The sequence below is a fragment of the Alteromonas sp. W364 genome (assembly GCF_031846205.1).
Taxonomy (GTDB): Bacteria; Pseudomonadota; Gammaproteobacteria; order Enterobacterales; family Alteromonadaceae; genus Glaciecola; species Glaciecola blandensis.
This window is the reverse complement of record NZ_JAVRID010000005.1, coordinates 267,699-282,999: the sequence shown is the minus strand read 5'-3', so window position 1 is coordinate 282,999 and position 15,301 is coordinate 267,699. Positions and strand designations below refer to the sequence as shown.

At 42.8% G+C, this 15,301-nt stretch carries 10 protein-coding genes; 6 read left to right on the top strand and 4 right to left on the bottom strand.

Features of this window, described 5'->3' with window-relative positions; all coding sequences use genetic code 11:
* Positions 1-5: 5 nt before the first annotated feature.
* The 3 genes from RM556_RS10295 to prlC are packed head-to-tail and all read right to left on the bottom strand — an operon-like array spanning position 6 to position 3,479.
* Complete coding sequence (locus tag RM556_RS10295; RefSeq protein WP_311374542.1) at positions 6-674, bottom strand: ATP-binding cassette domain-containing protein; 669 nt, start codon at positions 672-674, stop codon at positions 6-8.
* Positions 675-723: 49 nt separating this feature from the next.
* Positions 724-1,452 carry a DNA-3-methyladenine glycosylase I gene (locus RM556_RS10290; RefSeq protein ID WP_311361271.1) on the bottom strand — a complete coding sequence of 243 codons (729 nt, stop codon included), beginning with the start codon at positions 1,450-1,452 and terminating at the stop codon, positions 724-726.
* The gene (gene prlC / locus RM556_RS10285; RefSeq protein WP_311374541.1) at positions 1,449-3,479 is read right to left on the bottom strand and encodes an oligopeptidase A; all 2,031 of its coding nucleotides are present in this window, start codon (positions 3,477-3,479) and stop codon (positions 1,449-1,451) included. Before prlC ends, RM556_RS10290 begins: the two co-directional genes overlap by 4 nt.
* Before the next feature lie 196 nt (positions 3,480-3,675).
* Here prlC and gorA point away from each other — a divergent pair, with 196 nt between their 5' ends.
* The 6 genes from gorA (at position 3,676) to RM556_RS10255 (ending at position 14,617) form a co-directional block, all read left to right on the top strand.
* The gene (gene gorA, locus RM556_RS10280; RefSeq protein WP_311374540.1) at positions 3,676-5,025 is read left to right on the top strand and encodes a glutathione-disulfide reductase; all 1,350 of its coding nucleotides are present in this window, start codon (positions 3,676-3,678) and stop codon (positions 5,023-5,025) included.
* 73 nt (positions 5,026-5,098) lie between these two features.
* On the top strand, positions 5,099-5,578 hold the full coding sequence (locus tag RM556_RS10275) for an acyl-CoA thioesterase (protein ID WP_311361268.1): 480 nt from the start codon (positions 5,099-5,101) through the stop codon (positions 5,576-5,578).
* A gap of 139 nt (positions 5,579-5,717) precedes the next feature.
* A complete protein-coding gene (locus RM556_RS10270) occupies positions 5,718-6,800 on the top strand; it encodes an efflux RND transporter periplasmic adaptor subunit (RefSeq protein ID WP_311361267.1) in 1,083 nt (360 codons plus the stop codon).
* Positions 6,801-6,837: 37 nt separating this feature from the next.
* Positions 6,838-10,167: an efflux RND transporter permease subunit gene (locus tag RM556_RS10265; RefSeq protein ID WP_311374539.1), complete on the top strand. Its 3,330-nt coding sequence runs from the start codon at positions 6,838-6,840 to the stop codon at positions 10,165-10,167.
* The gene (locus tag RM556_RS10260) at positions 10,164-13,280 is read left to right on the top strand and encodes an efflux RND transporter permease subunit (protein WP_311374538.1); all 3,117 of its coding nucleotides are present in this window, start codon (positions 10,164-10,166) and stop codon (positions 13,278-13,280) included. The genes RM556_RS10265 and RM556_RS10260 overlap by 4 nt, the downstream gene beginning before the upstream one ends.
* Before the next feature lie 128 nt (positions 13,281-13,408).
* Positions 13,409-14,617 (top strand): DUF418 domain-containing protein, encoded by a 1,209-nt coding sequence (locus RM556_RS10255; RefSeq protein WP_311374537.1) that lies wholly within the window; start codon positions 13,409-13,411, stop codon positions 14,615-14,617.
* 21 nt (positions 14,618-14,638) lie between these two features.
* Here the strand turns inward: RM556_RS10255 and RM556_RS10250 are convergent, their stop codons facing one another.
* A complete protein-coding gene (locus RM556_RS10250) occupies positions 14,639-15,265 on the bottom strand; it encodes a hypothetical protein (protein WP_311361263.1) in 627 nt (208 codons plus the stop codon).
* Between the last annotated feature and the right edge of the window lie 36 nt (positions 15,266-15,301).

Below are 15,301 nucleotides of genomic sequence, written 5' to 3'. Positions count from 1 at the left end.
GCTAATCATGAAGGCGATGAGGTGTTGTTTGCATCGAGATGAACCACCTGCAAACCTTCAAGCAATTGGTGATGGTCGACAATGATCTTGAAGCGAGAATCTTCTGAAACAACCTTTTTGACCACCGATTTACTCTGCTCATCTAAGTTAGCAAAGGGTTCATCCAGCAGTAAGACATCACTTTGCTGCGCAATGGCACAGATAAGCAAAAGCTTTTTAAGTGAGCCTGAAGAAAGTTCATCAATACGTCGATTAAGAAATGCTTCAAAGCCAAGCGCAGCGACTAACTCGCCTTGCTTTTGCGTATTGAAGTTTTGATAGCGCAGCAGTAAATCGAAAACTTCGTTGGCGGTAAAGACATCGGGGGGTAGCACGGATTCGCTGGCAAGCGCGACACGCGGCGCCTGTTTTAGAGTCCAATTTAATGAGCCTGAATTTGCTTGCTCTAAACCCGCTATAATTCGTAAGAGAGTAGATTTACCACTTCCATTTCTACCTACTAACAGATTATTTTGAGCTTCAAAAACTACGTTTAGTTGACGAAATACAAGTGTATTTTGATAGGATTTAGTTAAGGCAACACAGGTTAATTGCAAGTGCTGATTTGTTTCTTGCTGATCGTGTTCTTGCTGATCGTGTTCTTGCTGATTAACTTCTTTATTCCCGCGTTTCACCGATACTAAATCCTTTTAAGCAAATAAGTTACGATTGACGTTCTATTTGCTAATTTGCCATACCTACATAATTATCGCCACAACTGTACGACACAATTTGACTGAGCTCTTGAAATGATAATCCACTTTCCTGTTGCCAAGTCAAAAAGGTGTCTTGGATGGTTTTCAGGCTGCGCTTTGAGCGCACAGATCCGGTAATTAAGCCGTGTTCAACAAAATAGGCTTCAACGTCTCGGCTGAGTAAAAACGTATCGATACCAAGCATTCGCAGCGCATAAGGTCCTGTATTGCCGCCTAATCGTGCGCCGTTTTTCTTCAAAAACTCCCACAAGCCCACAACATCATCCTTCGGCCAACTAGCCACGAATTTTGCAAAACTTCCGTGCTGACGACGCACATCATCTATCATTAAGGCATTTTCACGTATCGTTTTCACCTTATTGAAATTGCGGATAATAGCTGGATTCGAGGCTTTCTGTTCCAGCATTTCATCTGGCATCAATAATATTTTGTCTATATCGAAGCCAAAAAATACCTCTTCAAAGTCAGGCCATTTCTGTCTCACAACCCGCCAAACAAAACCAGATTGGAAGACCTTTTTGGTAAACTCGGCCAAAAAACGATCATCTGAAATTGAAAGGATCTCTTTATCTGATGCGGGCTTTGAAATCAGTTCCTGTACCATCGCTTCACTGACTTTGCGTTTACAGACCCGGTCGTACAGACTTGCAAACGCTTCCGCTGATACCGAAATATCGCTGTGTTTTGCCTTACTCATGCAGCAATACCTGAATGGCGCAGCAGAGCATCGACCTTTGGTTCACGGCCGCGAAATGCAACGAATAATTCCATGGGTTCTTTGCTACCACCCATTTCCAGTATATTCGATAAGAAATCATTCCCCGTTTGCTGGTTGAAAATCCCCTCTTCTTCAAAACGACCAAATGCATCAGCAGAGAGCACTTCCGCCCATTTGTAGCTGTAATATCCAGCCGCGTATCCGCCCGCAAAAATATGACCAAAACTATTCTGGAACTTATTGAATGAAGGTGGAATAACGACAGCAACTTCCCGTCTTACATCGTCTAGTACTTGCTGTACTGACTTATTTGGCTCCTTGCCTTGGTGCAAACGGAAATCAAACAGACTGAATTCAAGCTGACGTACCATTTGCATTGCTGATTGATAATTCTTCGCCGCTAACATTTTATCAAGTAGGTCATTGGGTAAGGCGTCCCCGGTCTCATAGTGTCCTGAGATAAAACTCAAAGCTTCTGGCTGCCAACACCAATTCTCTAAGAATTGACTAGGAAGCTCAACTGCATCCCAAGCCACGCCATTGATTCCGGAAACACCACCAGCTTCAATTTGGGTTAGCATATGGTGGATACCGTGACCAAACTCGTGGAATAAAGTAACGACTTCGTCATGAGTGAAGAGAGCGGGTTTACCATCAACAGGACCATTAAAATTACATGTGAGATAAGCTACGGGTAGTTGCAACGAACCATCTGGCAAACGTCTGCGCACACGACACTCATCCATCCATGCGCCGCCACGCTTTTTCTCACGAGCATACAAGTCTAAATAGAATGAACCACGCAAGGTATTATTCACATCGTAGATTTCGTAAAAGCTAACGTCTTTGTGCCACACATCGACGTCTTCTACAGCTTCAATGCGCATGTTATACAAACGAGAAACAACTTCAAATAAGCCCTTCACCACTCTACCTTCAGGAAAGTACGGACGTAACTCCTCATCCGATATTGAATACTTTTCTTGTTTGAGTTTTTCTCCGTAATAGGTGTAATCCCATGGCTTTAGGTCAGACTTTTGATAGTTAGTACTAGCAAACTCAACGATTTCCTGTAACTCACTTTGTGCCTGTGGCTTTGATTTAGCTGCGAGGTCTTCTAAAAAGTCGGTCACTTGCTGAGTCGACTCTGCCATTTTTGTTGCCAATGACAGTTCAGCATAATTTTCAAAACCTAAGATAGCCGCGAGTTCTTGCTTCAATCGTAATATTTCATCAATTGTGGCTGCGTTATCGAACTCCCCTGCATTGGGTCCTTGGTCTGATGCTTTGGTGCTGTATGCTTTGTACATTTCTTCACGTAACGCTTCATTATCCGCATACAACATGACGGGTAAGTAGCTCGGAATATCGAGGGTAAACAACCAGCCTTGTTGCTCTTTGCCTACTGCAGCCTGCTTTGCCGCTGCCTTTGCTGAATCTGGTAGGCCTGCAAGTTGTGTCTCATCTTCAACCAATTTGGTCCAAGCCATTGTCGCATCCATGACATTATTACCAAAACGAGAAGACAGCTCAGATAGCTTACTTTTGATCTCAGCATATCGTTTTTTCTTATCATCTGGCAAAGCAACGCCTGACAGCGTGAAATCACGAATCGCATTATTGACAACCTTTTGTTGAGCCTCATTCAAGCCGGAAAATTCGTCACTTTGCTTTAGCTTCTGATATAAGGCAAACAAGCCCTGATGTTGGCCAACCCAAGTGCCGTATTCCGATAAAAAAGGCAAACAAGCATCATGCGCTTCACGCAAAGCATCACTACTAACGACCGAATTCATATGACCAATAGGCGACCACATTTTACTTAGAACGTCGTCGCTATGTTCAATTCTCTCGACCACTTCAGCATATGTTGCTATGCCAGCAGCCACAACTTCATCGATAACAAGCTTGCAATCGGCAATCGCTTTTTTAATGTCTGGTACGATATCTTGCGTTTGAATTTCTGAAAATTTTGGCAGGTGATCAACCTGAGAAAGTGCGGTCATGTGGTAGTCTCTTTATTATTTATTCAGCCACAAAATACGTGGCAAACTTTATCTATTATAGGTGGGTATAAGTAAGAAGATCACAATGCTTAATCAAAGTTTTTTGAAGGAAAACTTGATAATTACGGTCCAGTAGGCATATTTATACTAATTCAGTTCTACGTAAGAACTCATTTATCCGAATTTTAGGAGTACTATGAAACACTTTGACTACATTTGCATCGGCGGCGGCAGTGGCGGGATCGCATCAGCAAACAGAGCATCTCGCTACGGCAAAAAAGCGGCTATTATTGAAGCAAAAGACATTGGCGGCACTTGTGTGAATGTAGGGTGTGTCCCCAAAAAAGCAATGTGGTTTGGGGCTCAAGTAGCAGAAGCAATTCATAAATACAGTCCAGATTATGGCTTTGACGTTACCGTAAATAGCTTTAGCTGGGAAAAGTTAGTAGAAAGTCGAAGTGCATATATTGATCGAATTCATCAATCATACGATCGCGTGCTAGGCAACAACGGCGTCAGCCTCATTAAGGGATTTGCCAAATTCATTGACAACAAAACGATTGATGTAGATGGCGAGATATACACCGCTGACCACATCACCATTGCGACTGGCGGACGCCCAATCAAACCACCCATTCCCGGTGCAGATTTAGGTATTAATTCAGACGAGTTCTTCGATCTTGCAAGTCAGCCCAAAAGGGTTGTGGTAGTGGGAGCTGGTTACATTGGCGTTGAGTTAGCTGGCGTCATGCATTCATTGGGTTCTGAGACACACCTACTGGTACGTCGCGAGAAACCATTGCGTAACTTTGATGATATGCTGTCTGATACATTGGTTGAAATTATGGCGGAAGACGGTCCGAAACTCCACCCTCATACCGAAGTAACATCAATAGAGAAGCAAGACGATGGCTCTCTGAAAGTGAATCTAAACACTGGCTGGCATATCGATTGTGATGCCCTCGTATGGGCGATCGGCCGTGAACCTGCTAACGATAAAATAGATATTCAAAACACCAATGTCGAACTAGACCAGCGTGGCTATATTAAAGTAGACAAGTTTCAAAATACCACCGCTGACGGCATTTACGCGGTCGGCGATAACATAGGAAAGGTCGACTTAACACCAGTAGCAGTAAAAGCTGGCCGCTTATTAAGTGAACGCCTATTCAATTTTAAAACTGACGCACACATGGACTATGACCTAATACCAACTGTGGTATTTAGTCACCCAGCAATCGGCACCATGGGATTGACTGAAAAAGAAGCCATCGAAAAATACGGTGCAGGCAATATTAAGGTCTACAATTCAAGTTTTGCGGCAATGTACACGGCAGTCACTTCGCATCGTCAAGCCACGAAGATGAAGTTAGTTTGTGCGGGTAATGACGAAAAAGTAGTTGGCTTACATGGTATCGGTTTTGGTATGGATGAAATCCTTCAAGGCTTTGGCGTAGCGATTAAAATGGGTGCCACGAAAGCTGATTTTGACGCTTGTGTGGCAATTCACCCAACCAGTGGCGAAGAGTTTGTGACCTTAACCTAAGCGTTAAGGTCTATAGCCATTTTAAGCCTAAAAAGTCAGCAACAAAAAAATGCGTACAGGGGTACAAGCTAGCATGAGCAAAAGTAACCAAACCGAGTTCCGTTTTTTAGCAGAGCCTACTGACGTAAATTTTGGTGGAAAGGTCCACGGTGGAATGGTCATGAAGTGGATTGATCAAGCGTCCTACGCATGCGCCGCCCAGTGGAGTAAACGCTACTGCGTTACAGTATCGGCGAATGCTATACGTTTTATTCGCCCCATTTTAGTAGGGCAAATGGTGAGTGTTGATGCTCGAATAGTCCATACTGGCAAAACCAGCATGCACATCTATGTCGTTGTGCGTGCAAGCGATCCGAAGCAAGAAAAAGTGTCGGTAACTAACCGTTGCTTTATCACTTTCATGGCTGTCGATGAGGCTGGTTTTCCCGTTGAAGTGCCACATTATGAGCCCGTGAGTGAAGAAGACAAACGACTGGCAGAAGTTGCTATTCATGCAAAGGATTTTGCTAAAAAGCTTGATCAAGACTTCGAAGAAAAACTAGGTTGGAAATAGAAAAACAACGTGAAATAAGCACTATGGTTATGCTTAAAATAAAAGAATTCATATCTCGTTACAATTCAAGATAGCGCATAAATATAACTGTTTGAGCTTTAAGGGTAAAATGTAGAAAAATCATACCCGACGGACCGTTATGCGCTTCAATAAAAAATTCACTTTGATAACTCTGATTGCTCTAAGCACTTTAATCACTGGGTGCTCTGGCGAGCAAGCCGAAAAAGAACAAGACAAAAATAAAGAAGAGCCTATCTATCGCGTTCCGGTTGAAGCAACGAAAGTTAAAATCGGCGCTATTTCAAACACCTACAATACAACGGCTGTTCTTGAAGCAAGAGCAGAGAGTAAAGTGACCAACAAAGTCTCTGGCATGATTGAAAAAATCTTAGTTGAAGAAGGTATGTTGGTGAACAAAGGCGATGTATTAGCAGAAATCGATTCTGAAAACTATTTGCTGGAGCTAGAGCGTGCAACTATTGATTTAGAGTCAGCGATTGCTGAATTTAATCGCAGTAAACCAGTAAATGGACGTCAATTAGTGGCTGCGAAAGACTTTGAAAAACTGGAATTTGCAGTAAAAAGTCGACGCAATCAACAGAAAGTTGCTCAAATACAGGTCCGCGATACGAAAGTAAGAGCACCAATTTCTGGCATCATTGCTGAACGCATGGTGAAAGAAGGCAACATGACAGCAAACCCTGGTGGCGTTATGTTTAGCATCGTTGCACTTGAGACCCTTCAAGGCGTGGTATACCTCCCGGAATCTGAAATTAATAACATTCATATTGGCCAGCAGGCTTTTCTACAATTCCCTTCAACACAACAAGCCATTCCGGCGTCAATCGCTTTAATATCGCCAATTATCGACACCGATTCTGGTACATTTAAAGTCACTTTAAATGTAGAAAACAATGACTATACGCTCAAACCAGGCATGTTTGCCCGCGTATCCTTAACATTGGATAAACGAGAGAATGCGCAGCTTGTTCCACTAAAAGCAATACTGGTAACCGACACAGAAACAAGCTTATTCGTTGTTGAAGACAATAAAGCGAAGAAGCTGACTGTTGAGACCGGTTATGAAGAAAATGGTTTTGTGGAGTTACTCAGTCCTATAGATCCAGACACGCCAATAATTACTGTAGGCCAGCAAAGCCTTAAAGTGGGTACAGAAGTAAAAGTAGTTGGCCAAGCCGATTCATCAAATAAACTTAACTAAGTGTTCACGCTTTTTGTCACTCTAAAGGATTATGTAAATGAGTATTGTTAGTACGGTTGTAAAGCGACCAGTAACCGTAGCAATGTTTACGCTCGCGGTGATGCTGTTTGGTATGGTTGGTTTTTCTCGCTTAGCAGTGTCGTTATTACCGGATTTATCTTATCCCACTCTCACCGTTCGTACAGAGAACCCAGGGGCGGCACCAGCAGAAATAGAGCAACTGATTAGTAAACCCATTGAAGAATCTGTTGGTGTAGTAAAAGGTATTCGGAAGGTTCATTCAATCTCAAAAGCCGGGCAATCAGACGTCGTCATAGAGTTTGAATGGGGTACCGCGATGAACTTCGCAACCCAAAATGTCCGAGAGAAATTGGATATCATCGCTTTACCGCTTGATGTACAAAAACCAGTGATTTTGCGCTTTAACCCATCTTTAGATCCGATTATTCGACTAGGCTTATCCACCACCAACACTGATCCACGTGCATTGAAGAATGTCAGAACTTTTGCTGAGCAAGAAATTAAGCGTCAAATAGAAACAATTTCGGGCGTTGCAGCAGCTCAACTTGGCGGAGGCTTGCAGCAAGAAATCCAAGTTGTGTTTGACCAGAACAAAGCATCTCAACGTGGAATAACCGCACAAAGTATCGTTTCCAGAATTCAAAGCGAAAATATTAATATGTCGGCCGGTCGAGTATACGATGGCCAGCAAGAATACTTGGTTCGTACGCTCAATCAATTTGTTTCACTAGAGCAGCTAGGCAACATGATAGTCAAACAAGCCGATGGCAAAACTATTTATTTGAAAGATATTGCGCAAGTTGTTGATGGCGAAAAAGAACGCAGTGACATCACACGCGTCAATAACAATGAAGCGATTGAGCTCGCTATTTACAAAGAAGGCGACGCTAATACAGTGGGTGTTGCTAAAGCGGTTAACGATAAACTGAGTGAGCTTGAAGAAAGCTTGCCCGAAGGGCTCTCGTTTACAGTGATTTATGACCAGTCCGAGTTCATTGTCAACGCAGTTGATGAAGTAAAAAGCGCAGCTATCGTTGGCGGTGTGTTAGCCATGCTAGTGCTATACCTATTTTTAGGGAATTTCTTTAATACTGTCATTATTTCGCTCGCAATACCCGTGTCCATCGTAGCCACTTTTAACTTGATGTTCGCCAATGATATCAGCCTCAATATTATGTCATTAGGTGGGATTGCTTTGGCTGTCGGCTTACTCGTAGACAATGCTATTGTAGTGCTTGAGAATATCGCTCGTTATAGAGAAAAAGGGGCGAGTGTTATTGAGGCCGCAGTGAAAGGGACTGATGAAGTATCAGGTGCAGTCACAGCTTCAACATTAACGACACTTGCGGTTTTCTTTCCTTTAGCATTTGTGACAGGGTTTGCTGGGCAATTATTTAGTGACCAAGCGATGACCGTTACTTTTGCTTTATTAGCGTCACTGGTTGTGGCCTTAACACTTATTCCAATGCTTGCTTCTCGCCAATTTGGAAGCGATAACAAAGGGGCTGAGCTTACGCAATCGGATAGCCCGCAAGATGCAAATTCAAATGCTGATGAACAGATCACCAGTAAGGTTTCGCAAAAGCCTAAGGGCCTGTTTAGAAGAATATTCGGTCTACTCGGAAAGGTGATTAGCTTTCCATTTAAAGTTGTTTTCAGTCACCTACCACTGCTCATCACCAAACTCCTCATGTTAATTGCGCACCTTTTTGCGAAAATCGCGTCACTCGTTTTCGTTCCAGCACACAAAGCCTTTTCTGCTGTTTTTGAAAGGTTCGCGGGCGTTTATGCCGTCCTCTTAAAAAAGAGTTTGAACCAACGCTTTGTTGTTATAGGTATTAGTGTGGCCTTTGCTGTTGTCGTCATGAGTTTACTGCCAAAAATACCTGTCGAATTAGTACCTGAAGTTGAAAAGTCTGAATTTACTATCGAGCTCACTCTCACCCAAGGCACACCAATAACGGTAACCGATGCACGGCTTTCTGAACTCGCGGCAAAGGTAGCTGACGACGAAAGAGTTAAGCATTCGTACTCCTTGGCTGGTAGTGGCAGTTTAATGATGAGTTCTGCAAGCAAGGGCGGCGAAAACTGGGGACAATTGTTGATTGCAGTGCACAACCCGAAAGACTTAGAAGCTGTTAAAGATATGGTGCGTGAAAGCGTTATTCAAATGGCTGATGTCAGTGCAGAAATCAATCAAACAGACATGTTTACCACAGAAAGACCCTTGCAAATCGTGCTTGCAGGTTTTGACCTTGAAGAACTTAAACTTTATAGCGACCGCTTATTACAAATAATGTCAGCAGATGAGCAGTTCATTGATCTCAACAACAGCTTAAGAGCCGGTCAACCTGAATTGAAAATTGAATTCGACAATGAACGACTCGCTAGCTTAGAGCTTCGAGGCTCTGACATTGCCAACCAATTAGTCACGAAAGTAGCTGGCTCGGTAGCTAGCAAGTACAACCTGCAAGACAGGCAAGTCGATATTCTAGTAAGAGCAGACGAGAGTGCTCGAAATTCAGCGCAAGCAATCAGACAGCTTACGGTTAACTCTGACCAAGACAAATCACTTCCCTTGTCGTCTGTCGCTGATATTATTGAAAGCGTTGGCCCTAATGAAATAAATCGCATTGACCAAAGTCGTGTCGCGATCGTGTCATCTTCTCTGGCTTATGGTGATCTAGCACAAGCGGCGGAAAAAGCGCAGCGCATCATCGACACGCTCTATTTGCCGTCAAGCATCAAGGCAACCGTTGCGGGTCAAAATGAAGAAATGGAAAGTTCCTTTTCATCCTTAATGATGGCACTTGGTTTAGCTGTCTTTTTAGTTTATTTAGTGATGGCATCGCAATTTGAGTCACTTCTCAATCCTTTCATCATTTTATTCTCCATTCCATTGGCTGTACTGGGCTCAGTATTGGGTCTGTACCTAAGCTCTACAAATATCAGTGTTATCGTGCTCATCGGCGTCATCATGCTAACCGGCATTGTGGTTAACAATGCGATTGTATTGGTTGATCGCATTAACCAACTAAGGCATTTAGGACATTCAAAGATAGATGCTGTTATCGCAGCGAGTAGCTCGCGTTTTCGACCTATTATTATGACCTCCATGACCACTATTTTGGGTTTAACCCCCCTAGCCTTTAGCAGCGGCGAAGGCGCAGAACTCAGAGCACCACTCGCCATCACCGTAATGAGTGGTTTGTTGATTGCAACTTTACTCACACTTATTGTGATACCTGTCTTGTATAGCGTTTTCGATAGAAAACGTTATGAAACTGAAGAAGAAATTGCTAATGAGGGTGAAGACGAGAATAATCTTGAGGAGGCAAAGCTATGAAAAATGATAGCGGCGACACTCACAGCAACTCGCCGAAACAAAGCGCAAAGCGCATTAAGCAATCACTATTCAGCTTACCTGCAACGGTATGGCTTACCGCGCTAGCTATAAAGCGCCCGGTTACCACAGGTATGGTGATTTTATCACTCTTCATGACCGGCTTAATTTCGAGCAAATTGTTACCACAAGAGAGTTGGCCTGCACTAAACATCCCTGTTGCTTTTATTAACGTACCTTACAGCGGAGCTTCACCAGATGAAGTTGAAAGGCTCATCACCCGACCTATTGAAGAAGCCGTAGCAACTCTGGGTGGGATCACGGAATTACGCTCAACGAGCCGCGCCAATGGTGCCTCAATCCAGGTTATCATGGAATTAGACGCCGACTTAGATAGCCGCATTATGGATGTACGCGAAAAGGTTGATATGGTGCGCAACCTTCTTCCAGACGACGTGCAAAGAGTGTACGTACAAAAATTCTCCACACAAGACTTACCTGTTGTTAGCCTTGTTTTGTCGGGCGACAAAAATCTTTCTCAGTCCTATGATTTTTTAAATCGAACCCTAAAACAACCGATAGAGCGCATCGAAGGTGTCGGCCAAGTCGAGATGCGCGGCGTTATCCAGCCCTTCATTGAAATTCAACTCGATAGCACCGCGTTGTCAATGAACCGCGTTAATCAGAGGCAGCTCCTGAGTGATTTGCGGGCTAGCAACTTTTTAGTTAAGTCGGGCTCAATTCTAAATGGTGAACGTAAATTTCGCATATCGCCAAGTGGCGAATATAAAAGCATTAACGATATTCGAGACTTTCAGGTTAAATCGGGTGTAAAACTACGCGACGTTGCTACAGTCAACCTTGTTACTCCACCACGCAATAGCGAAATCAGAACCGACCGTAAGAAATCGATTGGTGTAGAGATTTTCAAAGAATCTGATGCCAATGTTATAGATGTAACAGACAACATTGTCGGCCTTGTTGAGCTACTGCGCGAAGATGATGACTTTAGTGATATTCGTATAGACATAGAAGGCAACTCAGGCCAGGAGATTCAGGAATCACTAGGTGACCTCTTAAAGGCCGGAGGGCTAGGGATTTTACTGTCATTTGTTGTGTTGTATTTCTTCCTAAGAAATTTACAGATAACACTCGTTGTTGTTGCCTCCGTACCCATCTCATTGAGCTTTGCACTAGCTGGGATGTACTTTTTAGGCTACAGCTTAAACATGCTATCACTCGCAGGCTTATTCATTGCTGTGGGCTTGCTGATTGATAACTCAGTGGTTATTTGCGAAAGCATACTGCAGCAGAAAGATAAGTCTCTGGGCGCTGTGGAAAAGGTATTGAAAGGCGTAGATAACGTGAGTATCGCGATTATCTGCGGCACTCTTACCACAACCATCGTATTCATGCCTCTGCTAATGGGCGAAAAGAACTTTATTACTATTTTGATTGAGCAAGTTGCGGCAGCTATTTGTTTACCCCTATTCGCTTCACTACTCATTTCAAAAACAGTTATCCCTCTTATGCTTAGCCGAGTGAAAGCAAACGCAATGTCGAATGTTGTGACGCAAGGACGTTTAGATAAGTGGTATCGGCCAAGCCTAGAGAAAATATTACGTCGCCCAAAAACAACCGGTATGGTTATTTTCTTATTAATCTTAAGTGGCTTGTTTACCAAACAATTGGTGGATTCAAATGGTGAACAAGGCCGAGGCGAGACAGAGATAATTGTGGTCTACCATATTCAAGGTCAGCAAAGACTAGGCGACGTTAGCGCCTTAGTAGATGAGATGGAGACGTTTTTGTATAGCAAGCAAGAAGAGTTCGAATTTACTCAAGTAAATAGTCGAATATTTCCTGGCTTTGCAATGTCCAGAGTCAAACTCGTCGAGGGCTACACAACACCTTACAACGATTTAAAAGAAAAAATCAGAGAAGGCTTTCCTGAAACGCCCATCGCCAAGCCATCGTTTGAGTGGTCGAGTCAAAAAGAAAAATCAATCAAAGTATCGCTTAATGGAAACTCAACAGAGCGTTTAAAAGAATTAAGCGAAGGCGTTATTCTTCAACTCAGTAATGTCGAAGGTTTTGACCAGGTGGGCGTTGATGAAACAAACCAAGATATGGAATTGGTACTACGCATAGACCGAGAAAAAGTGTCTCGCTTGGGCCTAAATACTCAAGATATTGCAATGCAAATATCAACAGCCTTAAGGGGGAGTAATTTAAGATCGTTCCGCGATCCCACCATAGGCGAAGTGGATATTCGAGTTGTTTACCACCCCGAACAGGCCGTACCTATTGAGCGTATTAAAGACCTGCCTATTATACAGGGCGAAGGGCGAGTCATTACCTTGCAGCAGATAGTGAGTTTTGAAACACAGCCGATTATGCAACAAATACAACGTGTTGGCCGTCGCACTACTTTGGAAATATCGATTAACTTGGCTGAGCTAAGTCGAGCGGAGGCGGTCAAAGAAATTAGAAAAGTGATGAGCGGTATTGCGCTTCCTCCTGGCTATGATTGGCAGTTAGGACGTCAATTTGCTCAAGATGAAGAAGCTGCTGCAGACATGGTGATTAACATGGCGCTGGCACTGGCCTTAATTTTTATCGTCATGGCTGCACTATTTGAGTCTTTATTAATGCCTATCGCCATATTATCTTCGATTGGCCTAGCGTTTATCGGCGTGTTTTGGACCTTTGCCGCTCTTGGTTTAGGGCTAGGAGATACTGGCCGCATTGGAATGCTTATTCTAATGGGCATTGTAGTGAATAATGGGATCGTGCTTATCGACCAAATAAATAAGTTGAAAGCGAATGCCGAAAGCTTAATCCAACCTATTGTAGACGCTTGTGTGAGCCGGATACGCCCAATATTTATGACCGTTGCTACCACTGTTATTGGCATGGTACCGCTCACGTTTGCGTCAAGCGATAATCAAACCTACACCATGGCAGTCGCGATTATTGGTGGCCTATTGTTCTCTACTTTAACAAGCCTATTCTTAGTACCATTCTGCTATTTAATGCTAGTGAAGCTAGGTGATCGCTCAAGCAGGCGTTTTGCTAAAGCCAAAGCGTTTGCTAACAGAATACTACCGATATAAGGTAGCAAGATAGATTTTGTGCCGCCATCGACAAAATAAGATAAAAGTAAGTACGCGATTGTCTGATTTTTTGAAAGGGTACGCGCCAAACAGTACACATTAATGGAATACAATAGACGGATTTTTTTATGCGCTATGACAGCCTCGATATTCTGCGCGGCCTTGCTCTTTTGGGCCTGCCTTTATTAAATATTGCGTCTTTTGCAATGCCCTTTGCAGCCTATCTAAATCCATATGCGTATGATGGTGACCAGCCCTTAAATCATATCGTGTTTAGTATTCTGCAAGTTACCGCAAATCAGAAATTTTATGGCATATTTAGTATTCTGTTTGGTGCGTCGATTGTGCTGCTCGCTACAAAATATAACGATAATGAATCACCCGCATGGTTCATGGTAAGGCGCTTAGTTTGGTTGTTCGTTTTTGGCGCTTTGCATATGTACTTTCTCTGGGAAGGGGACATCCTAACAACCTACGCTGTCATTGGCATTTTGATTTTCTGGTTACGTAACTACTCTACTCTAACACTCAGTATTATATGGATTTTATTGATATCGCTAAGCTGCTGGCTCGGATATCAGCCTGATGCACATTTTATAGACTTCAGTGATCCTCAATACGCATCGGTTCAGTACTTCTATCTTCCTTCCCAAGAGCAAATTACGACCTTTTTGGAGGGCGTAAGAGGCGGCTATTTATCAGTGATGAGTGAAACCAGTTGGAAAGAAACCTCGGAAACGTTCACAGCCGGAGACGATATCCTAGTAGCTTTTGCTATGGCAGGCCTATTCAAAATATGTTCACTCATGCTGCTAGGGATGATTTTATTTAAGACAGGTGTTTTGCAAATACAAAAGAGTCTCAAGTTTTACATCGTAATGGCCACAGTTGGCATTACTTTAGGGTATAGCCTCTCCATCTATGCTCTTTCCTATCTTTACAGTTCAAGTTTCGCGGCCAGCGACTTCTTTTTTCAGGGTGATATGTTGTTACTCATTTCAAGCTATGCAACAACGCTGGGCTATATTGGTTTGATTTGTATGTTGATAAAACTGCAGTTTTGTCAGAAAGCATTTACTTTATTGAGTTATGCCGGTCGTTTAGCCTTTACTAATTACATTATGCAATCAGCGATTTGTGCACTGATCTTTTATGGTTATGCCGGAGGCTTAGTAGGGTATATGAATCGATTTGAACTAGTGCTTTACGCAATATCTATTGGTGCACTGCAACTGGCCTTTTCGGCTTGGTGGATAAAGCGCTTCTATCAAGGCCCGCTTGAATGGCTGTGGCGTAGCTTATGCACGTGTAAATTCCAAGCATTTAAACGCACATAATTCAAATTGAGAGCTTTTATATTATTGCTTCTTTAGCTTTTGTCTTAGACTGGTGAAACCAAACAGCAACGCAATAAATAACATTATTGAAAAACCACTTGGAGAGCTAGCTTCTTTAACATCACTTGTAAATGCGAAAAATGAGGCATGTGAAAGATCTTGAGCTTTTCCTTTATTATTAACTCCAGCACCATCAGTAGTGAAATCAAAGCTAGAAACACCAGAAGAATTAGCTTCAAAGAAGAACAAACTAAAAGAGTCAGACGCTTTCAATGAAACTGCGAAAATACCGTTCACTGGCGCATCAAAGGCTAATGTTCCAGATACACTCTCAGGGTTTGATGTGAAAATTCCATAACCTGGTCCATCACTTTTATTAGCACCATCATGAGACCAAACGCCATTCAGTGAGTATGCTGTAGAGAAATCATCTAAATAACCCATGACTGCCGAAAGAAGATTTGAATCGTTCCCACTAAATGCACCTGTACACCCTAAATATTGACCGTCATCGACACTCGTGATTGAACTATCATTGCACGTCAAGCTTAGGTTGCCTTGCGTAACAATTAGGCTTGCTTTCAGATGCGAGCTCATGAGTAAAATTATACTAGCGATAATTAACTTTAATGGTGTCGAACGAGTCATAAAATTTCCTTTTTTATACTACTTTAAACTTAAGTT

Bases quoted from the DNA above. Each gene is read 5' to 3' on its own strand.
- RM556_RS10290 (WP_311361271.1), bottom strand. From the start codon at position 1,452: ATGAGTAAGGCAAAACACAGCGATATTTCGGTATCAGCGGAAGCGTTT.
- prlC (WP_311374541.1), bottom strand. From the start codon at position 3,479: ATGACCGCACTTTCTCAGGTTGATCACCTGCCAAAATTTTCAGAAATT.
- gorA (WP_311374540.1), top strand. From the start codon at position 3,676: ATGAAACACTTTGACTACATTTGCATCGGCGGCGGCAGTGGCGGGATC.
- RM556_RS10275 (WP_311361268.1), top strand. From the start codon at position 5,099: ATGAGCAAAAGTAACCAAACCGAGTTCCGTTTTTTAGCAGAGCCTACT.
- RM556_RS10270 (WP_311361267.1), top strand. From the start codon at position 5,718: ATGCGCTTCAATAAAAAATTCACTTTGATAACTCTGATTGCTCTAAGC.
- RM556_RS10265 (WP_311374539.1), top strand. From the start codon at position 6,838: ATGAGTATTGTTAGTACGGTTGTAAAGCGACCAGTAACCGTAGCAATG.
- RM556_RS10260 (WP_311374538.1), top strand. From the start codon at position 10,164: ATGAAAAATGATAGCGGCGACACTCACAGCAACTCGCCGAAACAAAGC.
- RM556_RS10255 (WP_311374537.1), top strand. From the start codon at position 13,409: ATGCGCTATGACAGCCTCGATATTCTGCGCGGCCTTGCTCTTTTGGGC.
- RM556_RS10250 (WP_311361263.1), bottom strand. From the start codon at position 15,265: ATGACTCGTTCGACACCATTAAAGTTAATTATCGCTAGTATAATTTTA.